The sequence below is a fragment of the Rhizobium sp. No.120 genome (genome assembly GCF_054558365.1).
On sequence record NZ_BAAJNQ010000003.1, the window covers coordinates 574,657 to 596,738 of the forward strand.

Annotated in this window: 23 protein-coding genes; 9 read left to right on the forward strand and 14 right to left on the reverse strand. The window is 59.4% G+C overall.

Annotation, left to right across the window (positions count from 1 at the left end; genetic code table 11):
• Positions 1 to 137: 137 nt before the first annotated feature.
• Genes ACYJRZ_RS13505 through rsmA form a run of 3 tightly spaced genes read left to right on the forward strand, consistent with a single transcriptional unit; the run spans position 138 to position 2,885 of the window.
• Positions 138 to 1,025, forward strand: coding sequence for a SurA N-terminal domain-containing protein (locus ACYJRZ_RS13505; protein ID WP_459459617.1), 888 nt, complete (start codon positions 138 to 140; stop codon positions 1,023 to 1,025).
• Positions 1,026 to 1,032: 7 nt separating this feature from the next.
• Positions 1,033 to 2,058, forward strand: coding sequence for a 4-hydroxythreonine-4-phosphate dehydrogenase PdxA (pdxA, locus tag ACYJRZ_RS13510; protein WP_459459432.1), 1,026 nt, complete (start codon positions 1,033 to 1,035; stop codon positions 2,056 to 2,058).
• Positions 2,058 to 2,885 (forward strand): 16S rRNA (adenine(1518)-N(6)/adenine(1519)-N(6))-dimethyltransferase RsmA, encoded by an 828-nt coding sequence (rsmA, locus tag ACYJRZ_RS13515; protein WP_459459434.1) that lies wholly within the window; start codon positions 2,058 to 2,060, stop codon positions 2,883 to 2,885. Before pdxA ends, rsmA begins: the two co-directional genes overlap by 1 nt.
• 6 nt (positions 2,886 to 2,891) lie before the next feature.
• Here the strand turns inward: rsmA and gmk are convergent, their stop codons facing one another.
• The 7 genes from gmk to fabD form a co-directional block, all read right to left on the reverse strand.
• Positions 2,892 to 3,554, reverse strand: a complete 663-nt coding sequence (gene gmk / locus ACYJRZ_RS13520) for a guanylate kinase (RefSeq protein ID WP_092710558.1) — start codon at positions 3,552 to 3,554, stop codon at positions 2,892 to 2,894.
• Positions 3,555 to 3,557: 3 nt separating this feature from the next.
• On the reverse strand, positions 3,558 to 4,445 hold the full coding sequence (locus ACYJRZ_RS13525; RefSeq protein ID WP_459459436.1) for a YicC/YloC family endoribonuclease: 888 nt from the start codon (positions 4,443 to 4,445) through the stop codon (positions 3,558 to 3,560).
• A 108-nt stretch (positions 4,446 to 4,553) separates the two neighbouring features.
• Positions 4,554 to 5,768, reverse strand: a complete 1,215-nt coding sequence (gene mltG, locus ACYJRZ_RS13530) for an endolytic transglycosylase MltG (RefSeq protein WP_459459438.1) — start codon at positions 5,766 to 5,768, stop codon at positions 4,554 to 4,556.
• A gap of 212 nt (positions 5,769 to 5,980) precedes the next feature.
• Entirely contained in the window at positions 5,981 to 7,243 is a 1,263-nt protein-coding gene (fabF, locus tag ACYJRZ_RS13535; RefSeq protein WP_459459440.1) for a beta-ketoacyl-ACP synthase II, read from the reverse strand.
• Positions 7,244 to 7,357: 114 nt separating this feature from the next.
• Complete coding sequence (locus ACYJRZ_RS13540; RefSeq protein WP_004122114.1) at positions 7,358 to 7,594, reverse strand: acyl carrier protein; 237 nt, start codon at positions 7,592 to 7,594, stop codon at positions 7,358 to 7,360.
• A 286-nt stretch (positions 7,595 to 7,880) separates the two neighbouring features.
• Entirely contained in the window at positions 7,881 to 8,618 is a 738-nt protein-coding gene (gene fabG / locus ACYJRZ_RS13545) for a 3-oxoacyl-[acyl-carrier-protein] reductase (protein ID WP_015339359.1), read from the reverse strand.
• A 25-nt stretch (positions 8,619 to 8,643) separates the two neighbouring features.
• Positions 8,644 to 9,588: an ACP S-malonyltransferase gene (gene fabD / locus ACYJRZ_RS13550; RefSeq protein WP_459459443.1), complete on the reverse strand. Its 945-nt coding sequence runs from the start codon at positions 9,586 to 9,588 to the stop codon at positions 8,644 to 8,646.
• 194 nt (positions 9,589 to 9,782) lie between these two features.
• Between fabD and ACYJRZ_RS13555 the strand changes: the two genes are divergently transcribed.
• Complete coding sequence (locus tag ACYJRZ_RS13555; protein ID WP_459459445.1) at positions 9,783 to 10,826, forward strand: aldo/keto reductase; 1,044 nt, start codon at positions 9,783 to 9,785, stop codon at positions 10,824 to 10,826.
• Between the two features lie 49 nt (positions 10,827 to 10,875).
• Here the strand turns inward: ACYJRZ_RS13555 and ACYJRZ_RS13560 are convergent, their stop codons facing one another.
• Entirely contained in the window at positions 10,876 to 12,084 is a 1,209-nt protein-coding gene (locus ACYJRZ_RS13560) for a hypothetical protein (RefSeq protein WP_459459447.1), read from the reverse strand.
• Between the two features lie 128 nt (positions 12,085 to 12,212).
• The gene (locus tag ACYJRZ_RS13565) at positions 12,213 to 12,959 is read right to left on the reverse strand and encodes a histidine phosphatase family protein (protein WP_459459449.1); all 747 of its coding nucleotides are present in this window, start codon (positions 12,957 to 12,959) and stop codon (positions 12,213 to 12,215) included.
• A gap of 389 nt (positions 12,960 to 13,348) precedes the next feature.
• Between ACYJRZ_RS13565 and rpsF the strand changes: the two genes are divergently transcribed.
• From rpsF to rplI, 4 genes are all read left to right on the forward strand, one after another.
• Complete coding sequence (rpsF, locus tag ACYJRZ_RS13570) at positions 13,349 to 13,795, forward strand: 30S ribosomal protein S6 (RefSeq protein ID WP_069616186.1); 447 nt, start codon at positions 13,349 to 13,351, stop codon at positions 13,793 to 13,795.
• A gap of 13 nt (positions 13,796 to 13,808) precedes the next feature.
• The gene (rpsR, locus tag ACYJRZ_RS13575; RefSeq protein ID WP_004122103.1) at positions 13,809 to 14,057 is read left to right on the forward strand and encodes a 30S ribosomal protein S18; all 249 of its coding nucleotides are present in this window, start codon (positions 13,809 to 13,811) and stop codon (positions 14,055 to 14,057) included.
• Positions 14,058 to 14,222: 165 nt separating this feature from the next.
• Entirely contained in the window at positions 14,223 to 15,200 is a 978-nt protein-coding gene (locus tag ACYJRZ_RS13580) for a DUF2232 domain-containing protein (protein WP_459459452.1), read from the forward strand.
• A gap of 19 nt (positions 15,201 to 15,219) precedes the next feature.
• Positions 15,220 to 15,798 (forward strand): 50S ribosomal protein L9, encoded by a 579-nt coding sequence (rplI, locus tag ACYJRZ_RS13585; protein WP_092710531.1) that lies wholly within the window; start codon positions 15,220 to 15,222, stop codon positions 15,796 to 15,798.
• A gap of 184 nt (positions 15,799 to 15,982) precedes the next feature.
• Here the strand turns inward: rplI and ACYJRZ_RS13590 are convergent, their stop codons facing one another.
• Genes ACYJRZ_RS13590 through ACYJRZ_RS13600 form a run of 3 tightly spaced genes read right to left on the reverse strand, consistent with a single transcriptional unit; the run spans position 15,983 to position 19,166 of the window.
• A complete protein-coding gene (locus ACYJRZ_RS13590) occupies positions 15,983 to 17,050 on the reverse strand; it encodes an HlyD family secretion protein (RefSeq protein ID WP_459459454.1) in 1,068 nt (355 codons plus the stop codon).
• A gap of 17 nt (positions 17,051 to 17,067) precedes the next feature.
• Entirely contained in the window at positions 17,068 to 18,714 is a 1,647-nt protein-coding gene (locus tag ACYJRZ_RS13595; protein ID WP_459459456.1) for an MFS transporter, read from the reverse strand.
• Between the two features lie 8 nt (positions 18,715 to 18,722).
• A complete protein-coding gene (locus ACYJRZ_RS13600) occupies positions 18,723 to 19,166 on the reverse strand; it encodes a MarR family winged helix-turn-helix transcriptional regulator (RefSeq protein ID WP_069616181.1) in 444 nt (147 codons plus the stop codon).
• A 329-nt stretch (positions 19,167 to 19,495) separates the two neighbouring features.
• On the opposite strand from ACYJRZ_RS13600, the gene ACYJRZ_RS13605 reads away from it, so the two are divergent.
• Entirely contained in the window at positions 19,496 to 20,992 is a 1,497-nt protein-coding gene (locus tag ACYJRZ_RS13605; protein WP_069616180.1) for a replicative DNA helicase, read from the forward strand.
• A 61-nt stretch (positions 20,993 to 21,053) separates the two neighbouring features.
• Here the strand turns inward: ACYJRZ_RS13605 and ACYJRZ_RS13610 are convergent, their stop codons facing one another.
• Together ACYJRZ_RS13610 and ACYJRZ_RS13615 are read right to left on the reverse strand one after the other, a co-directional pair.
• Positions 21,054 to 21,356, reverse strand: a complete 303-nt coding sequence (locus tag ACYJRZ_RS13610) for an AzlD family protein (RefSeq protein WP_459459458.1) — start codon at positions 21,354 to 21,356, stop codon at positions 21,054 to 21,056.
• A complete protein-coding gene (locus ACYJRZ_RS13615; RefSeq protein WP_459459460.1) occupies positions 21,353 to 22,057 on the reverse strand; it encodes an AzlC family ABC transporter permease in 705 nt (234 codons plus the stop codon). Before ACYJRZ_RS13615 ends, ACYJRZ_RS13610 begins: the two co-directional genes overlap by 4 nt.
• Positions 22,058 to 22,082: the final 25 nt, after the last annotated feature.

Consider the following 22,082-nt stretch of genomic DNA (forward strand, 5'->3'; position numbering starts at 1 on the left):
CGCAAAGTTGCCGTATTGCGCGATGGGCGTACCAAAACGGCGCAATGCTGGCGGGAAATGCCTTTGGGAAGGGGTAATTGATGTTTTCTGGAAAGACACCGATGCGCGCTCTGGTGTTTGGAGCAGCGGCCTTGATTATGGCGAGCTTCGCCGTGCCGAGCAGCGATGTAGCTTTCGCAGCGAGCGAAGTGAAGGTCCTCGTCAATAGCCAGGTGATCACATCCGGCGATATTGCCAAACGCGTCGCCTTCCTCAAGTTGCAGCGCCAGAAGGGCGACCTGAACAAGCTCGCCAAGGAGCAGCTTGTCGACGAAACGTTGAAGCGCGCGGAGATCTCCCGCCTGCGCATGTCCGTTTCAACGACGGACGTCGATGCCGCTTTCGGACGCTTCGCTTCCAGCAATAAGATGACACCGGCGCAGCTTGGCCAAATTCTCGAAAAAGCGGGCGTCGGCGTCGAACATTTTAAATCCTATATCGCCGTTTCCATGAGTTGGCCGCGCGTTGTCAATGCACGCTTCGGCGCAAGAAGCCGCATGTCGAACGACGATCTCGTGACGCGCATGACGGAAAACAAGACGAAGCCGGTCACGACGGAGTATTTTCTGAAGCAGATCGTCTTCGTCGTCCCGGCGGCAAAGCGGAATGCCATCCTAAATGCGCGCAAGGCAGAAGCCGAAGCATCGCGATCGAAGTTCCCGGGCTGCGACCAGGCGAAAGTTTTTGCCGCGACCATGCGCGATGTCTCCGTCCAGGATCTCGGCCGCGTGCTTGCACCGGAGGTTCCGGAAATGTGGAAGCCGCTGCTTGAAAAGGCATCCGGCAACACCACCGCGCCTATCGTGACCGATCGTGGCGTAGAATATGTTGCCATCTGCTCGCAGCGCCAGGTGAATGATGACGTTGCCGCGGCTGCCGTCTTCCGCGCTGAGGATATCGGCAAAGATAAGGCCGCAGGCGTCAGCGCCAACGACAAGAAGTACATGGACGAACTGCGCTCCAAGGCGCAGATCGTCTATCGCTGATTTGACGATGCCATCGCGCTCCTCCCTCCCCCTTGCCCTCACGCAGGGGGATCCGGCCGGCATAGGTCCCGATATTACACTCGCCGCCTGGCTTCGCCGCAGTGAGCTGAATCTGCCGCCTTTCCTGTTTCTCGGCGATGCCGCCGTGCTTGCAGCGCGGGCTTCACTGCTCGGACTGACTGTGCCGTTTTCAGTCGCCGATCCGGCGAATGCCTGCGATATCTTCCATAATGCATTACCGGTGCTGCCGATCGAAGCTGGAATGGATGTTGTCGCCGGTAAACCGCATGTAGCAACCGCCAAGGGCACGATTGCCGCCATCGAAACCGCCGTCTCTCTCAGCATGAGCGGCCAGACATCAGCAGTCGTCACCAACCCGATCGCCAAATCGGTGCTCTATGACGCTGGCTTCGGCTTTCCCGGCCATACGGAATTCCTGGCGGATCTCGCAACGCGTGCGACCGGAAAGCCGGTCATGCCGGTCATGCTTCTTGCCGGTCCGAAGCTTCGCGCCATTCCAGTTACCATTCATATCCCGCTGAAAGAGGTCCCTGAAGCGCTGACCACCGACTTGATCGCCGAGACATGCCGGATCACCGATCACGATCTGCGCAGCCGCTTCGGCATCTCCAAGCCGCGCCTTGCCGTTGCCGGCCTCAATCCACATGCCGGAGAGAATGGCGCGCTCGGCAAGGAGGACGACGAGATCGTCCGGCCTGCAATCGACATGCTTCGCAACGAGGGCATCGACGCATTTGGCCCCCTGCCCGCCGACACCATGTTCCATGACGATGCCCGTCGACGTTACGACGTCGCCATTTGCATGTATCACGATCAAGCCTTGATTCCGGCCAAGGCACTCGGCTTTGACGATTCCGTCAATGTCACGCTCGGCCTGCCTTTTGTCCGTACCTCCCCCGATCACGGCACGGCCTTCGCGATCGCCGGCAAGGGCATTGCCAAGGAAGACAGCTTTGTCGCCGCTCTGAAGCTGGCGAGCGAGATCAGCAGCAAGACCGGAAACAATAACTGATGGCCGCTCTCGATGGCTTACCGCCCCTCCGCGATGTCATTCAGCGCCATGGTCTCGACGCGCGCAAGGCGCTTGGGCAGAACTTCCTCCTCGACCTCAATCTAACCCAGAAGGTCGCGCGCACAGCCGGATCACTTGAGGGCGTCACCGTTTTCGAGGTCGGGCCTGGACCGGGCGGTCTGACGCGCGCCATCCTGGCGCTCGGCGCGGCCAAGGTCATCGCCGTCGAACGCGATGCACGCTGTCTACCGGCACTAGCCGAAATCGCCGATCACTATCCGGGCCGGCTCGAGGTAATCGAAGGCGATGCGCTGAAGACGGATTTTGCCGCCCTTTCACAACAAGGGCCGGTGAAGATCATCGCCAACCTACCCTATAATGTCGGAACGCAGCTTTTGGTGAACTGGCTACTGCCGGCGCAATGGCCGCCTTTCTGGCAGTCCCTGACGCTGATGTTCCAGAAGGAAGTCGGCCAGCGGATCGTGGCGCAGGAGGATGACGACCATTACGGCCGGCTGGGCGTACTCTGCGGCTGGCGAACATCGGCGCACATGGCGTTCGACATATCTCCGCAGGCCTTCACGCCGCCGCCGAAGGTGACCTCGACGGTTGTACACCTGACACCAAGGGAAAACCCGATTCCTTGCTCAGTCGACAAGCTGGAGAAGGTGACACAGGCCGCGTTCGGCCAGCGCCGCAAGATGCTACGCCAGAGCCTGAAGCCGCTCGGCGGGGAAGCCCTGCTGCTAAAGGCCGATATCGACCCGCAACGCCGCGCCGAAACGCTTTCGGTGGAAGAATTCTGCCGGCTGGCAAACTGCCTGTAATCGACTTTACAGCTTCGGCGTTTCTTCCAGCAGATCCCGAACGAAATCGAACATGCCATGCCGGCGGTCGCGGCGCAGGCGCTCGGCCTTGACGATCGACTGAACGGCATCGAAAGCAATGTTCAGATCGTCATTGACGATGACATAGTCGTATTCGCGCCAGTGAGCGATCTCGGCCCGGGAATTGGCAAGGCGCATGGCGATGACCTCTTCGGAATCCTCGGCGCGGCGATGCAGGCGCGACTGTAGCTCCGTCATGGTCGGCGGCAGCACGAAAATGGAGACGACATCGGCCGGCATCTTCTCCTGCAACTGCTGGGCGCCTTGCCAGTCGATGTCGAAGAGCATGTCGCGGCCTTCTGCCATGGCCGTCTCCACGGGCTCGCGCGGGGTGCCATAGAAATTGCCGTGCACCTCGGCCCACTCCAGTAGGGAGTCGGAATCGCGAAGGCGCTCGAACTCGCGCTGCGAGACGAAATGGTAGTGCACGCCTTCGATTTCGCTCGGCCTGCGCTGCCGCGTCGTGACGCTGACGGAGAGGCTCACCTGCTTGTCCTTATCGAGCAATGTGCGCGCGATCGTCGACTTGCCGGCACCTGACGGCGAGGAGATGGCTAGCATCAGCCCCCGGCGCGCTATCGGAATGGATGTGGATGTCGCCGGCTTCATGGCCTACTCCAAGTTCTGGACCTGTTCGCGGAACTGGTCGATTACCACCTTCAGCTCGATTCCGGCGGCTGTCACGGCCGCCGCGTTCGACTTCGAACAGATAGTATTCGATTCCCGGTTAAATTCCTGTGCAAGAAAATCGAGCTTGCGTCCGACAGGGCCGCCCTTTGACATGAGATCGCGCGCGGCCGCGACATGCGCCTTCAGACGATCGATCTCTTCGCGCAAATCCGCCTTGGTGGCAAGCAGGGCAGCTTCGACATGCAGCCGGTCACGATCGAGGCCCGATGAAGCATCGAGAAGCATTGAAACCTGCGTTGCCAGCCTCGCGGCAATTTCCTGCGGCGAGCGGGAGGGATCGCGCTCGACCGCTGATGTCAGTGCCTCGATCGTTGCCACATGGCCGAGCAGGATCCTGCCAAGCGCGCCGCCTTCCTGCCGGCGCATATCGCCGAGATCACCAAGCGCGGCCTCAAGACCAGCCATAATGTCGGCATCGCGCGCGGCAACCGCCTCTTCGTCTTCCTCAGCTTCCTTGAACTCGACCAGCCCGCGCACGGTCATCAAGCTTTCCAGTCGCAGCGGTGAGGGATCAACGATACCGACCAGCTGATCGCGCAGTGCCAGGACCGCCGCCAACGCATCCTGATTTACGACGACCTCGACGCGGCTCTCTTCAATCGAAAGGGACAGGCTGACCTGCAGGTTGCCGCGTGTAAGCCGGTCTGCAATCGCCATGCGAACATCGGCCTCAAGGCGCTCCAGGCCTGGCGGCAAGCGCAGGCGGATATCCAACCCCTTGCCGTTTACCGAGCGCAGCTCCCATGCCCAACGGCCGCGACCGCTCGTTCCCTCACGCCGGGCAAAGCCGGTCATGGACTGCAATGCCATGCAAGCCTCCAATAGTTCTATCCCCATCCAACGAAAATCTTCGCAATAGGGATCAATGTAAAGTGAATCCACGCCGCGCTTCCTATGCAAGCCGCGGCGCAGTAAGGATCAGTTGGTTTTCTTCTTCTGCTGCGTGCCCGAACCGGGGGCTACGGCACCATCATCTGGCTGACCGTCAACGGCAATGGCGCTCGGGTCTTCACCCTTCTCGGCAACCAGCTTACGCCAGCGCCGGACGTTGGCATTATGCTCGTCCAGCGTTGCGGCAAAGACATGCCCGCCCGAGCCGTCTGCGACGAAATAAAGGTCCTGCGTCTTCCACGGATTGGCAACAGCCTCCAGCGCGTCCTTCCCAGGATTTGCGATCGGCGTCGGCGGCAAGCCCTTGATGAGATAGGTATTATAAGGCGTGTCCTTCTTCAGGTCGGACTGATAGATCGGACGATCGGACGGCTTCCCCTCGCCGCCGAACAGGCCATAAATGACCGTGGGGTCGGACTGCAAACGCATAGCCTTGCCGAGGCGGTTCAAGAAGACGGATGCGACGTGCGCGCGCTCATCGGCAAGACCGGTTTCCTTTTCCACGATCGAGGCCAGCGTGATGAAATCCTGCTTGTTCGCCAGCTGCACGCTGGAGTCGCGCTTTTCCCAGATCTGTTCGACCAGTTTTGTCTGCGCCGCCTCCATCTGCTGAATGATTTCCGTGCGTTTGGTGCCGCGCGTGAACTTATAGGTATCGGGCCTCAGACTTCCTTCCGGCGGCAGCGCCGACGGCAGATCACCTTCCAGCACGGTATCGGCCTGCAGCTTGTTGAACATCTGCCGAACCGTCAACCCTTCCGGCAGAGTAACCGAATACAGGATCGATTTGCCTGACTTCAGCAGTTCCATGATATCCTTCATGGAGGCGCCGGCCTTGATCTCATATTCGCCGGCCCGAAGAGTTTCGCCGTCACGGAGGTAGGTGGCCGTCAGCCAACGGAAAATGCGCTGATCGGTGATGATATTATTGGATTCGAGGCGATTGGCGATTTCGCCGAGACCGGCACCATTGCGAACGATGAAATTCGTATTGGTCGTCAGCGGACCGGGGCCTTGATAGATCGAAAACGCGTAATAAGCGCCACCGATCGCAGCAACAGCAACAAAAACCGCCAGCGTCATCAAGAAATTCAGGAAGATGACCATCTGGCTGCGGGCTTTGCGTGAACGCTTCGGCGGGTCCGGAACACGCTCCGGGCGCAGAGCTTCATTGGCCGACTTCGGGATGATCGGCCCTTTCTGCCCGTTCGGAGTTCCGTTGCTCTGGTTCGTATCGCTCACCGGCAATCCCTTCCCTTTTATGATTGCCTGCTCTTTGGCCAAGCAATGCGGCAAAAAACAGGTTCAGAAGATAAGGCGGAACCGGAGGCCCCGACTTCGACCGATCAGGCGTTCCCGCACCGCATTCGCGAAAAGACGGAGGCGCAGCAACAATCAAGGATGCGGGCGAGGTTGCCGAACGGCATCCTCGCTCTTACAGTTACGCGTTGTTATTAAGCCTCATAGCGACGCAGAACAAGCGACGCGTTCGTGCCGCCGAAACCGAAAGAGTTCGACAGCGCGACGTTGATTTCGCGCTTGCGGGCCTTATGCGGAACAAGATCGATAGCGGTCTCGCGTTCCGGATTGTCCAGATTGAGTGTCGGCGGGGCGATATTGTCTCGAATGGCGAGCGCTGAGAAGATCGCCTCGATGGCGCCGGCAGCTCCGAGGAGGTGGCCAGTTGCCGACTTGGTCGAGGACATGGAAATCTTCGACGCGGCATTGCCGACCAGCCGTTCGACGGCCCCGAGCTCGATCGTATCGGCCATGGTCGAGGTGCCGTGGGCATTGATGTAATCGATATCGGCCGGCGTCAGGCCTGCGCGCTTTAGAGCCGATGTCATGCAGCGTAATGCGCCTTCGCCGTCCTCGGATGGAGCAGTGATATGGTGCGCATCGCCCGAGAGGCCGTATCCTACAACTTCGGCATAGATCTTGGCGCCGCGTGCCTTGGCATGTTCCAGCTCTTCGAGCACGACGATACCCGCGCCCTCGCCCATGACGAAGCCGTCGCGGTCGCGATCATAGGGGCGCGAAGCCCTCTGCGGCGTATCGTTGAAGTCCGTCGACAGCGCCTTGCAGGCAGCAAAGCCGGCGAGCGAGATGCGGCAGACAGGGGCCTCGGCGCCGCCGGCAACCATCACATCGGCATCGCCGAACATGATAAGACGGGCGGCATCGCCGATCGCATGCGCACCGGTCGAACATGCCGTGACCACGGCATGGTTCGGTCCACGCAGCTTGTGGCGGATCGAGACCTGGCCCGAAACGAGATTGATGAGACGCCCGGGAATGAAGAAGGGCGAGATGCGGCGCGGGCCCTTGTCGCGAAGCGTATAGCCGGCTTCGACGATACCTTCGAGGCCGCCGATGCCCGAGCCGATCATGACGCCGGTTGCAATCTGATCCTCGTCCGTTTCCGGGTGCCAGCCGGCGTCGGCGAGTGCCATGTCGGCAGCGGCCATGCCATAGATGATGAAGGGATCGACCTTGCGCTGCTCCTTCGGCTCCATCCAATCGTCGGCGTTGAAGGTGCCGTCGGTGCCGTCGCCGACAGGAATGCGGCAGGCAATCTTTGCCGCGAGGTCCTCGACCTCGAATTCGGTCACGAGGCGGGCGCCGTTGTGTCCAGCGAGCAAACGCGTCCAGGACACCTCAGTGCCACAGCCCAAAGGTGATACCATGCCGGTACCCGTGATAACGACACGTCTCATCGCCCGCAGACCCCCGTCTTTTTATGATGATATGCGTATAAATGGGTTTCGGCCGGCCTCGCCGGACGAAATAGGGCGGACTCTTCAGCCCGCCCCGTCAAAAAGCACGAAAGATTAGGCCTGGGCCTTCTCAATGAACTTTACCGCGTCGCCAACTGTCAGGATCGAGTCGGCAGCGTCGTCCGGAATTTCGACGCCGAATTCTTCTTCGAAGGCCATGACCAGTTCGACGGTGTCGAGCGAGTCCGCACCCAGATCGTCGATGAAGCTTGCGCTTTCAACAACCTTGTCGGCGTCAACGCCAAGATGATCAACAACAATTTTCTTTACGCGTTCTGCGATATCGCTCATGTCGGTTTCCTCGACCTTATATCCTGATGAGAATGCCTTGTGACATCCCTACCCTAATTCAAACCTGCAGCATCTGTTCCGACGCCGCTGGCAAACCCGTTCAACCCGGCATTGAGATCCGGCCCAGCGCCTTGAATATGGCCCAGTCCGCCTGAATTTTCCGGACGACTGTTCACAGTCATGGCCCGCTTAACACGGTTTAAGTCTGTCGCAAAGCCAGAAAATAGCCGGCTCCGGGTTGCTCAACATGCTATTGGCGGGAAAGCACCCTCCAACAGCAATTCCTTTAGATCATCGCCATGCCGCCATTGACGTGGATCGTCTGACCCGTGACGTAGCTTGCTTCCGAAGATGCAAGATAGGCGACGGCGGAAGCGACTTCCGCGCCAGTGCCCATGCGCTTCATGGGGATGGCACCCATGATGGCTTCCTTCTGCTTGTCGTTCAGCTTGCCCGTCATCGCGCTTTCGATAAAGCCGGGGGCAACGCAGTTGACCGTGACGTTACGCGTTGCGATTTCCTGCGCCAGCGACTTGGTAAAGCCGATCATGCCGGCCTTGGAGGCGCAATAGTTCGCCTGGCCCGGATTACCTGTCACGCCGACGACCGAAGTGATGTTGATGATGCGGCCATAACGACGGCGCATCATCGGATGCGTGAGCTCCCGCGTTAGGCGGAAGACGGCGGTCAGATTGACTTCCAGCACGGCATCCCAGTCCTCGTCGCTCATGCGGACGAACAGGCCGTCCTTGGTAATGCCGGCATTGTTGACAAGAATATCGACGCCGCCGAGTTCCTCTTCCGCCTTGGCTCCGAGCGCCTTGACTTCGTCGCGATCCGACAGGTTGGCCGGGAAGATCTTGACGCGATCGCCGAGTTCAGAGGCCAGTGTCTCGAGCTTTTCGACGCGCGTGCCGTGCAGGCCGACGATGGCGCCCTGCTTGTGCAGGAGCCGGGCAATTTCTTCGCCGATGCCACCGGATGCACCGGTTACCAGGGCCTTGCGGCCGGTCAAATCAAGCATGTGTGTCCCTCGTTCCTTGAATGTATCAGGCAAGCAATGCGGCAAGCGCCGTGTCTATATCGGCAGCATTGTTGACGGCGATGCCGTTGACCGATTTGTCGATGCGGCGGGCGAGACCCGTCAGCACCTTGCCGGCGCCGATTTCATACAATGTCGTCACATTGTTGGCGGCAAACCATTCCACCGTCTCGCGCCAGCGCACCTGGCCGGTAACCTGCTCGACCAGCAACTGCGCAATCTCATCGGCGTCGGTAACCGGAGCCGTCTTCACATTAGCGATAACAGGCACGACCGGGTTGGTCTTGGCAACGCCGGCGAGCGCCTCGCGCATGGCATCGGCAGCCGGCGCCATCAGCGCAGAATGGAACGGCGCGGAGACGGGCAAGAGGATAGCGCGCTTGGCGCCCTTGCCGGTCGCAAGTTCCGCTGCCTTTTCGACCGGGGCTTTCTCGCCGGAGATAACGATCTGGCCGCCACCATTGTCATTGGCGATCTGGCAGGCACCGAGCGCGGAGGCTTCTTCGCAAACCGCAACGACATCGGCATGCTCAAGGCCAATGATCGCCGCCATGGCGCCAACGCCGACGGGCACTGCCGCCTGCATGGCATTGCCGCGGATCCGCAGCAGCCGCGCCGTATCGGCAAGCGAGAAGGTACCGGCGGCACAGAGCGCGGAATATTCGCCGAGCGAGTGGCCTGCGACATAGGCGACCTTGCTCTTCAGATCCAGACCGCGCGCTTGCAGTACACCGATAACCGCCATAGACACCGCCATCAGCGCAGGCTGCGCATTAGCCGTCAACGTCAGCTTGTCTTCAGGACCGTTAAAGATGACGTCGGAGAGCTTTTCACCGAGCGCTTCATCGACTTCCTCGAACACGGCACGCGCCTCGGCGAAATTGTCGGCAAGATCCTTGCCCATGCCGACGGCTTGGCTGCCTTGGCCGGGAAATGTGAAAGCAACAGTCATTATAAAGCGTCCTTTTGGGGGTCGTTTTGCTTCCCAATGACATTGTTTACAGCGGAGTCAATAGTGCAAGCCCTGCGGCCACAGGCTTTTGCGCCTGCGAAGCGCAATGATTTTTTTCTTGCGCTCGCTCAGATCGAGCCTAAATTTGCGCGACCCCATTCATTTTGACCTTCTCCCATCCCCAAGGTTTTCCCATGAAATATAAGAGATTAGGCCGCACCGATATTTCCGTTTCGCAGATTTGCCTGGGCACGATGACCTGGGGAACTCAGAATAGCGAAGCCGAAGCGCATGAGCAGATGGACTATGCTGTCCAGAAGGGCATCAATTTCTTCGACACCGCCGAAATGTATCCAACGACGCCTGTGGGGCCAGAGACGCAAGGCCGCACTGAAGAATATATCGGCACATGGTTCGAGAAGAGCGGCAAGCGTAGGGATGTCGTGCTCGCCACCAAGGTCGCCGGTCCGGGCCGCGAATATCTGCGCGGCGGACAAGGCCCGGATGCCGCCAATATCAATGCAGCTGTTGATGCCAGCCTGAAGCGATTGAAGACCGATTACATCGACCTCTATCAGGTTCACTGGCCGAACCGCGGCCATTTCCATTTCCGTCAGAACTGGCGTTATAACCCGTTCAACCAGGATCGCGAGAAAGTCATAGCCGAGATCACCGAGATACTGGAAACGATGGGCGAACTGGTGAAGGCCGGCAAGATCCGCGCCGTCGGCCTGTCGAACGAGACGACCTGGGGCATCCAGAAATATCTGACGATTGCAGAACAGAAGGGTCTGCCCCGCGTCGCCACCACGCAGAACGAATACAACCTGCTCTATCGCCATTTCGACCTCGATCTGGCCGAACTGTCGCATCACGAAGATGTGGGCCTGCTCGCCTATTCGCCGCTCGCCGGCGGCATCCTCAGTGGCAAATATGTCGGTGGTGCCCGTCCGGCAGGCTCGCGCGGCTCGATCAATCTCGATATCGGCGGCCGCCTGCAGCCGCTGCAGGAACCACCGGTCAAGGCCTATCTCGAAATCGCCGCCAAATACGGTATCGACCCGTCGAAGCTGGCGCTGGCCTACTGTCTCACCAAGCCCTTCATGACTTCCGTCATCATCGGCGCGACAACGATGGCGCAGCTCGAGACCGACGTGGCTGCCGCTTACGTGACGCTACCCGAGGAGGCATTGGCCGAAATCGAGCAGGTGCATCGAAAATATCCGATGCCGATGTGAGAAGCGGCCCGGTCGGATTCAAAACGGATAAGCGGGCGAGTTTGCCCGTTTATTCGGCCGACATGGTTGGAGCGCTGCAGCAGATTTCGCGAACGTAGTTATTGCCGTGGGTGATAACGGCGCTCGAAGGGATTTTTTTACTCCCAACGAGGTGTCGATACACCAGCGGAGCAATATTTTTATCGTACGTGTCCTTAATGGTAATCGCATACCTGTCCTGTACGGTCAGATGTACCGCCATGGGAGGGTTTGCCCCTTTGGCCGACTGTATAGCCGTCTGCAACGACGGATCGACGATTATTTGGATATATTGTTTGCCAAAGCGATTTTCTTCGAACTCGCGCACCCACACCGACGTCTGAAGCATATAGCCGGATTTCTTGCCGATCGACACGCGATACCAGTCGCCGATGCTCTTCTTGATCGTCAATTCGCTCCCATTCGGGAGAGCCGCAATCGTCTTGGCGCTCATGTTCCGGCTTGTCTTCAGCAGGGCCGCTCCTGTGTCATCTTGAACAATGCCGCTTCTTGGGATCGGAACTTGCAGAAGCGGCGATTCCTCGCTCGTTGACTGAGCCGCCTTACGCGCTTCAGCGCTCGCCGCAGCAACCTTGTTAGACGACGACTTTGCTGCGAACTCCTGAATCTCCTGGTATGACACGGTCGTTACCCGAAACTGTGTCATTTCGCTCGATGACAGATAACGAATATCGTTGCTGTCATATTTGAGCGTAAGCTGCAGCAAGCCCGGGTCGATGCCCATTTCGTTCATATAGGCAATCACGTCAGCAGTCTGCCGTTGGACGGCTGCTACGGCAGTCTCGACATCCATTCCTTTTGTATCGCTGAACGAAGACTTGTGAACGCCGATCGAGCCCGGGTGGGCAAAACGGCCCACTCCGCCAAGAAATGACAGGGAACAAGCCGAGGAGCATTCGGCGCTTCTTACCGCGAGTGTGCTGAGCCCCAGAGATCTAATCAGCCGGCCGAGTTCCAATGCTTTGTAGACATTTCCACCGCCGCTGTCGAAGCCGACGTAGTCAGCGTGGCTGGAAACAGCCTTATCGCGGAATAAGCTCAAATCATCGTCCGCTTCGAAGCTGCCAATTACGGTAATATAGGTAATTCCATTATCCGCAGTCCGAACGTCGTAGCTCAACCGAGCCGCAGCATCTTGCGCAAGAAGGGCGAAGCCCAGAGCAAAACCCAGCAAAGCAAAGCTTTTCTTCACAGCCCACCCCCATTGCAGCCAAGCCATGAATTCCACAGCTCCGGCCGTTTCACAAGCCATGATTGCAAACACACATTCGAAAGATGCGGCCTTGCCGAGGAAATCAAAGCAGGTTCATATGGCAGCGGGAAAAAGTCGTGCTTACGGCAAGCGGCCTATTGCTTTGTCTTCGGCGCAATCGCCAATTCGGAACCATAAGCCGCCTTCAGTTCCTGCTGCCCTTTCATGCGGTCCGTCGACTTGTGAAGCAGGATCGACCGATAGCCTTCCGAACTCCGCCCCTCGATCAAGGTGACATCGGCATTTCCCGGATTGTCCGAGCGCTCGAACCAATCGACCGGGTGGTGCAGGAAGTTCATCTCGAAAGCGCGATTGGTGACGCCGTGGCCGACGATGATGACATTGCTCTTTCCGTTTTCGGCGTCGTGCATGACGGTCTGCAGGAACATACGGACGCGCTGAGCGACATCGGCGCGGCTCTCGCCATCCGGCGGACGCGCATAGAACTTGCCGTTATTGTTGCGCAGCCTTGCCCATTTCTCGAACTCGTCGGGAAATTTCCGCTTCTGTTCGGCATGGTCGTAGATTTCGGTGAAGAGCCCGAAATCCTGCTCACGCAGGAGATAATCCTCTCTGATATCTCCGATGAGTTCGGCGGGCAGAACCTCCAGCAGGGCATCCTTGCTCTGCCGCGTCCTCAGGAAGGGCGAATACCAGACGCTCAGCTTGCGCAATTCTGCTGATGGCAGCCCTTTCAGATAGGCTGATATCGCCCCACCCGCCTCCAGTATCTGTCGATAGCCCCATTCCGTCAGGGGCACATTATGATCGCCGAACTGTCGATAGGCCTGGTCATCGATATTGCCGAGGGATTCGCCGTGCCGAACGAGAAAGATGCGCATGAACCGTCCCTGTTGCTGCAATTCGCATTCCATCATATGGGAGTGCACGGCGGGTGCAACGCTGCGGCGGATGGGAGCTCGCGATTTGGCCCGAGTATCGCGCCGCTCACGGGCAAGGTGGCATAATTTCACCCCTACTCTTGCCTTTCGAAGAAAAATCCGTATAAGCCGCCCTGTTCGCAACCCGGTCTTCTGGCTGGTGGCTGAACGGAGGGCCGGTTTCCGATAAGGGAATCGTTCGGAACGGAAGCGTTCCAGCCTCCCGTGTCTCCGCTCTCGACCGTCTCGGAAACGCTTTTCTTGCTTGGGTTTACCCTCTCAGGAGCAGTCGTTGAGGCTTAGCCGCCGAATATCGGGTTCAGACCAACGCAAGAAAGGCAAAGCTATCCATGGCTCTTTACGAACATGTATTCCTTGCCCGGCAGGATATTTCCGCTCAGCAGGTCGACGCCCTCGTAGAACAGTACAAGGGTGTCATCGAAGCTCACGGCGGTAAAGTCGGGCGTATCGAGAACTGGGGCCTCAAGTCCCTCACCTACCGCATCAAGAAGAACCGCAAGGCTCACTACGCCCTGATGGACATCGATGCTCCGGCCGCTGCGATCCAGGAAATGGAACGCCAGATGCGCATCAGCGAAGACGTCCTGCGTTACATGACGATTGCCGTCGAGCAGCACGAAGACGGCCCGTCGGCCATGATGCAGAAGCGCGACCGTGACGACCGTCCGCGCCGCGATGGCGACCGCCCGGAGCGCAGCTTCGGCGATCGTGGTCCGCGCCCGGACCGTGGTGACCGCGAAGACCGTCCGCGCCGTCCGCGCGAAGACCGCGTATAAGGAGATTTGAGAGATGTCTGAAGTTTCTTCCGCACCGGTCCGCCGTCCGTTCCATCGCCGCCGCAAGACCTGCCCGTTCTCGGGCGCCAATGCGCCGCGCATCGACTACAAGGACGTTCGTCTCCTGCAGCGCTACATTTCCGAGCGCGGCAAGATCGTTCCCTCCCGCATCACGGCCGTTTCCCAGAAGAAGCAGCGCGAACTCGCCCAGGCGATCAAGCGCGCCCGTTTCCTCGGCCTGCTGCCCTACGTCGTCGCTTAATAGCGACCGATGCAGAACGAATAAGGGAAGGCAGCGATGCCTTCCCTACTCCCTTTCGCGATGGGCGCGGATCGGAACCTCTTGAAACCCCATGTTGGGGATAAGCTTTTAGGCCCGCGTGGCGAAGGCATCCTCTAACTGCTCGATACGAAGCAGGACAGCGACGTGAAAAAGTTGAACGCAAAAGAGCTTGGCATCGGCGCGCTCGCCGGTCTGACCGCCGCCCTACTCGTGTATGGCGCGACCGTACAGCCATTACTGTTCATCCTGTTCGGCGCACTTTCCGCTCTCCCGATTCTGATCGTCGGCCTCGGCTGGGGCAATATGGCCGTCATCGTTGCAGTCGTGGTCGCCGGCATCGTCGGAACCGTTACGCAGTCGGTCTATTTCGGGCTCTTCGTCGTTCTCCTGACGCTGATCCCCGCATGGCTCAGCCATCTCGCCAATCTAGCGCGTCCCGCCTCCGAACTTGGCGGGCCGGATAATCTGATGGCCTGGTATCCGCTCTCCGACATCATGCTGCATCTGTGCGGTCTTGCAGCTGTCGTCATCATCGTCGCCGGAGCGGTCATGGGCTACGGTGCCGATCTGGTCGGCCAGGTCGTCGACGCCTACATCGCCGCGGTGAACCAGCAGTCTCCCGATCTTCAGCTCAATCCGGCTGCGATCGCGAAGATGAAGTCGCTGATGCTTTACATGATCCCGATCGCCTGGGGCATGATCTGGGTCATAATGCTGCTGGCCGCCTATTATGTGGCGACCCGTATCGTCGCAGCCTCGAACCACAATCTGCGCCCGCGCGACGATATCCCCTCGTCGCTGCGTATGAATCGCAATGCGATCTTCGTCTTTCTGGTGGCAATCGTCGCTATCTTCTTTGGCGGCGTCCTGGCTCTCATCGCCGCCGCCGTGCTCGGCGCCTTCGGCGCCGGCTTCATAGTTTCCGGCTTTGCCTCGCTGCACTACCGGACGCGGGGCAAGGACTGGCGCCTGCCGGTTCTGATCCTCTGCTACCTGGTATGCTTCTTCGTGACGCTGCCGCTCTTCATCGTTCTCGTTCTCGGTCTTTACGATACCCGCAAGGCGATATCGCTGACCCCGAACAGGAATGCCGACACACCCAAACAAGACACGAAAATCTGACATCGAAAGGAACAAGAAAATGGAAGTCATTCTCCTCGAACGCATCTCCAAGCTGGGCCAGATGGGCGAAACCGTCAAGGTTCGCGACGGCTTTGCCCGTAACTACCTGCTGCCGCTTGGCAAGGCGCTGCGCGCCAATGCCGCCAACAAGGCTCGTTTCGAAGCCGAGCGCGCAACGCTCGAAGCTCGTAACCTCGAGCGCAAGAGCGAAGCCCAGAAGGTTGCCGACGTTCTCGGCGGCAAGTCCTTCATCGTCGTTCGCTCGGCTGGCGAAACCGGCCAGCTCTACGGTTCGGTCGCAGCCCGTGACGTCGTTGAAATTCTCGCCGCAGAAGGCTTCAACATCGGCCGCAGCCAGGTTCACCTGAACACGCCGATCAAGTCCATCGGCCTCCACGACGTCGCCATCGCACTTCACGCTGAAGTCGAAATTCACGTTCAGCTCAACGTTGCTCGTTCCGCTGAAGAAGCCGAGCGTCAGGCCAAGGGTGAAACCCTCACCTCCGCCGACGCCATCTACGGCGTTGACGAAGACGCCCTGCGTCCGGAAGACTTCTTCGATCCGGAAGCTGACCGCGACGGCGACGAAGAAGCTTGATCTTCAAGCCTTCTCCGAGATTACGAATGAAAAAGCCTGGGTCCTCGACCCAGGCTTTTTTGTTAGTTGGAACGACGAGCCATCTTCGCCCGTCCCGGCTCAGCGCCTCAAAGGTAAGGATGGAGCGCGTTATTGTATAAAGCTCGGCGCAATATCCTGCCTTGCACAGGACAAAGCCCGATTTTCAGTCACCAGTCCTGGGCTCTGGCAACGGAGCCGAATCCTTGTCGATCGAAACGACGACGGACATGCCGGGCGCCAGCTGATCCGCCAGAGGCTGTCCATCTTCTATCTTGATCCTGACTCCGATACGCTGGGCGACCTTGGTGAAATTGCCCGTGGCATTATCGGGTTTGATAACGGCAAATTCCGAACCTGCCGCCGGGGAGAAGCGCTGGATGCGGCCCTTGATCTCGCGATGCCCGAGCGCATCGACGGAGATCGTGGCGGGCTGATCGAGCTTCATACCATCGAGTTGCGTTTCCTTGAAATTGGCGATAACCCAGACATCCTTCGGCACCAGGTTCATCAGCTGCGTGCCAGGCGTCACATATTGGCCGAGGCGGACGCCGACCTCGCCGACGCGGCCGTCCTGCGGCGCCCTGATTGTCGTATTGTCGAGATCGATATCGGCAAGCTGTACGGCAGCTTCCGCACCGCTGACGCCGGCCTCGAGCGAGGCGCGGTTGACGATGATCGTCGTCAGGTTCTGTTGGGAGACGTCCAAGGCAGCTTTCGCCTGGTTGACCGAGGCCTGAGCCTGCTGCAGCGTCGCCTGTGCCTGTTCGGAATCACTCGTGGTCGAGACACCTCTGGAAACCAGTGTCGTCACGCGATCGAAGGCGAGCTGGGCACGCTTCAAGGCCGCATTGGCGCTATCGATCTGCGCCTGGCTGGAGGCAATGCCGGCCTTGGCGGCCTGCTCCTGCTGCTGCGAATTGGCGAGCGCCGCCTTCTGTCCGTCCAGCGTCGCGTGGGCCTGGGCCACCTTCTGCTTATAGATGCGGTTATCGATCTGGGCGAGCACATCGCCTTCCTTGACGAGCTTGTAGTCCTTGATCGGCACGTCGGTGATATAGCCGCTGACCTGCGGGCTGATGGTCGTGACATAGCCTTTGACATAGGCGTCGTCCGTCGTCTCGACCGAGGTTTTGAACGGCGGCAGATGCCAAGCATAGAGCACCAGCATGACACCGCCGATGCCGGCGAGAACGGCGATGACTTCGATGGGGGAGCGAACGAGCCTCGACATGGAGCTATTTCATATCCTCATGGGTTGGATGTCGCGATCTCTACCCGATCGCCGGCCAGGCGAGCCCTGACGAAACGGAAGAGAACATGGATTGAGAGGCCGGCGAGCGACAGGAAGGCGATTACGGCGGCAGTGAAGAAGGCATCTCCATAGGCAAGCATATTGGCCTCGCGGCTGACCTGCGCGCCGAGCAACGCTACCCCCTCTCCCTTCAGAAGCATGCTGTCACCGATGACTTTGCCATAGGAGGATGAAAGCTGGCCGACCCGTGTGGCCACATGCGGATCCGTCAGCAGCACGCGCTCGGTCAGGACGGCAGAATGGAACTTCTCGCGAATGGTGATCAGCGTGCCGTAGAAGGCCGAGCCGATCAGACCGCCGATGCTTTGCGTGAAGGTGAAGACGACGAAGAACGTCACCAGATAGGGCGGGCCTTTGGATATAGCCTCCTTGAAGCCTTGCGACATGGAGGGCGGCAAGAAGAGGGCCGCACCGGCCGCCACCAATGCCTGGCTAAAATACATCTGCTCTGGCCGGGTCAGGTTTGTCACCTGCGAGTCCATCAGAGAACCCACGCCCATCAGAATGAGCGCGACGAACTGGATCTGCCAGCTGAAGCCGTAGCTCATGAATACAGTGCAGATGAGGCCCCCGATGATGGAGAAGGCCAGGATGATCCAGTAAAGCACGGAAAGCTGATCATAGAGCAGGCCGACAGCGTTCTGATAGAAGGTCATGATGACGGAGGTCTGCTCGGCGGCAATGATGCGGAAGACCAGAAGGATCGCCGTCAGATGCAGAATTTCTGGACGCAGCAGCCAGCGAACGTCGATCAAAGGCGTCGACCGCCTCAGTTCGACGACAATAGCGACGGTCAGGGATGTGATAGCAATCACCAGGACGACCCCGAGCCATGGCACCTCGAGCCACCAGTAGAGGCGCCCGACCGATAGGGCGACGGCAAGACAGCCGAAACCGATCGCCACAAGAAGATAGCTGAAGATATCGCCCAGCACGATAACCTTGACGCGCGGCGGCGGCGTCAGCGGCAGCAGATAGATGATCGGCATGACGAGCAGAGCCAATGCCATTTCAAGCGTATAGAGACCGCGCCATTCGCCATAATCGAGTAGCGAGGGCGACACGAGGCGGGTGATGGGAGCGGCAAGCAGCGTGTTCATCATCGCCAGACTGACGCCGATCGTCATCTTCTTCGCCGGCTCGAAGGCCTCCAGCATATAAAGGAAGCCGAGCGTCGAGAGCGGCGCGCCGGCAATCCCACTCAGAAAGCGGACGACGATCGCAGAATGCAGGTCGGAAACGAAAAGATTGAGCAGCGAGGCAAGCACGAAGCCGAGAATGCTGACCTCGGCGAAATTGCGCACACCATATTGAAGGCGGATCTTTACGAGCGCGATGGCGAGGCTGACATTGGGCGCCATATAGGCAGCAGAGAGCCATGCGGATTCGGTGGTCGTTGCCGCGATGGTTCCCTGAATCTGGGTCAGATTGGCGAAGGCGAGATTGAGACCCAGGCCCTGCGTCAGAAAGAACATGACGGATGCCGCAATATAGAGCGGCACCTTCCAGCCCGGCATAGGCGGTGGAGCGGGCGGGACGGCGTTGGCTTGCGCATTGGCGACCGGGCCCGGATCCCCGCTCATTCATTACCTCATGATTTGCCGATATTCTGGAGATTGGCAGTCATGGCACGGATAACCTTCAGCGCCATCCCGACATCCTCGTCCGAAATCCCCTCCAAGATATCCGCACGCACACTGGTGGCAAGAGCCTCGACCTCGGCGGCAACGACTTTTCCAGATTCCGTCATGAAGATCTGCTTGGCGCGGCGATCGGATACGGCGGCGCGGCGCTCGATGAAATTCTGCGCCTCCATGGCATCGAGGATGCGCACGAGCGTCGGCGTTTCCAGCTCCAGCTCGTCGGCAAGTTCCCTCTGGTTTATTCCGTCCCGGCGGGAGAGCTTGCGAAAAACCCTCGCGCGGGAAAGGGTCATGCCGTGCTCTCGAACGAGAGCGTCGAAAGCCGCCCTCAGCTTGCGATTGAACGCGGAGAGGTCGTCGAAGAGTTCTTGTCTTGATGGCGCACCTGGCATTATTGCAACTTTATACTATTAGCATCCTACCCTAACTCAAGGGAATACCTGGACTTTCCCAGCTTTTCAAGCAGGATAGCCGCAAGAGTTGATGCGTGCAGCGAAAGACCCGGCTAAAATATTCCCCACGGATAATTTGCATAAGTGATTCGTGTGTCGATCTTTGCGTTGCGAAGTGGCCACAAGGGATTTTTTATGTGGCGGAAGCTTGTCCCTGTGGACGAGTGGAACAACGTTGATAGGTCGGTATGGCCACCCGTTTGCACGGTTGACCATGACACAGGATCATCGCAAACCAGACGACACCCTAAAGTACGAAGAGATGGAAAATGAACGAAGCTGCGCGCAAGCTCGCCGCCATTGCTCCCGCCGACCAGCACTATCGCGAAGCGCCCAATAACATTGAGGCGGAACAGGCTCTGCTCGGCGCCATCCTCGTCAATAACGATGCCTATTACCGCGTCTCGGACTTCCTGAAGCCGATCCATCTTTACGAACCGCTACACCGCAAGATCTTCGAGGTTGCCGGCGATATCATCCGCATGGGCAAGACCGCCAACCCGGTGACGATCAAGAGCTTCGTGCCGGCGGACGAGAAGGTCGGCGACATGACGGTCGCGCAATATCTCGCGCGCCTCGCCGTCGAAGCCGTGTCGATCATCAATGCGGAAGATTACGGCCGCGCCATCTACGACCTGGCACTGCGCCGCGCGCTGATCACCATCGGCGAAGACATGGTCAACATCGCCTATGACGCGCCGCTCGACATGCCGCCGCAGACGCAGATCGAGGATACGGAGCGCCGGCTGTTCGAGCTTGCCGAGAATGGCCGCTATGACGGCGGTTTCCAATCCTTCAACGACGCTGTGGCGCTGGCGATCGACATGGCCGCCGTTGCCAAGGAGCGTGACGGCGGCCTCTCCGGCATCTCCACGGGCATCCACTCGCTTGATAGCAAGATGGGCGGCCTGCAGCGCTCCGACTTGATCATCCTTGCCGGCCGCCCCGGCATGGGCAAGACCTCGCTTGCCACCAACATCGCCTATAATATCGCCGCCGCCTACGAGGGCGAAGTTCAGCCTGATGGCTCGATGAAAGCGAAGAATGGCGGCGTCGTCGGCTTCTACTCGCTGGAAATGTCATCGGAACAGCTTGCCACGCGTATCATCTCCGAGCAGACGGAAGTCTCCTCATCGAAGATCCGTCGCGGCGATATCAACGATGCCGATTTCGAAAAGCTGGTGGCCTGCTCGATGATGATGCAGAAGGTGCCGCTCTATATCGACCAGACGGGTGGTATCTCCATCGCCCAGCTCGCGGCCCGCGCGCGCCGCCTGAAACGCCAGCGCGGCCTCGACGTTCTGGTCGTCGACTACGTACAGCTCATGACCGGTTCGAAGAAGTCGGGCGAGAACCGCGTTCAGGAAATCACCGAAATCACCACCGGCCTGAAGGCGCTCGGCAAGGAGCTTAACGTTCCGATCGTGGCGCTCTCCCAGCTCTCGCGTGCGGTCGAAAGCCGTGACGACAAACGGCCGCAGCTTTCGGACCTGCGTGAATCCGGCTCGATCGAGCAGGACGCCGACGTGGTGCTCTTCGTGTTCCGAGAGGAATATTACGTGAAGAACCAGGAGCCGCGCGATCCGAACGATCCGAAATATGCGGAATGGGAAGCCCTGTTCGATCGCGTGAAGGGCACGGCCGATGTCATCATCGCCAAGCAGCGTCACGGGCCGACGGGCACGGTGAAGCTGGCCTTCCAGTCGGAATTCACCCGCTTTGCCGACCTCGCCGACCCGTCTTTCACCCAGTACGAAGAACATTGACGCCTGCCGCGTCAATGTTCCGCTGGGATGAGAACCGCTTCGCACGTTTCCCGGATAGGCTTCAGAGTCCCGCAGCCCGCAGCAAAGCCACCGTCGCAACACCGACAACAACGCTTGCCAGCATGGGCAAACGGCGGGAGGCGATTGCGGTGACCGCGCAGGCCATCGTCTCCGCCCAGCCGGTAGCAAAAGCAGCCGGGGAAATGACAGCCATCAGCACGGCCGGAGGAATGGCCTCGATTGCAGTGCGCCCGCGCTCGTCAATCTTCACGTAGTGAATCAAGACGAGGCCGCCAACACGGGTGAAGATCGTTGCGGCAGCCATGGCGAGGATGGCAAGCAGAGTGTTGAGATCGAGCGTCATGCCGCATGCTCCCGCGCCCTGCCTTTCCAAAAGGCCATTGCCAGCCCTGCCAGCGCGCCGGCTGCAATATGCCAGACACCAGGCACGAACTGGTGGACTGTAACGGCTGCAATTCCGCTTGCGGCAAGCACCGCGCCGGTTTCCGATCCTTTCCAGAAGCCCATGACCAGCACGATGAAGACGGCCGGAAAGGCAAAGTCGAGACCGATGACGGCGGGATCGCCGAGAAAGGCGCCAAGCAAGGCGCCCGCAAGCGACGAGCCGATCCATGCCAAGTAGAAGGGCGTGGCGATGCCCGCATACCAGGCGGGCGTGAGCCGCATCGTGCCGGCCCGGAATTCCGCCATGGCCCAAATCTCATCAGCGAGAAACAGCATGGCTAGATAGCGTTTGATGCCGGTGAAAGACTGCATCTTCGTGCCGATCGAAGCGCTCATCAGCAGGTGCCTGACATTGACGAGCAAGGCCGCAAAGCCGGCGCCAATCCAGCTTGCGGGATGTGTCCAGATATCCATCGCCACGAATTGCGAACCGCCGGCGAAGACGAGCGCGCTCATCAGCGTGGTCTCCAGCGGTGAAAGCCCCTTGGTCGCCGAAACCGCGCCGAACACGAGGCCGATCGGCACCACCGCGACGATCAGCGGAAAAATGGCATGCATCCCGGCTTTGAATTCGCCGCCCGGCCGGCTTTGCTGCAACATTGGCAACCTCCACTTCAACAATGAC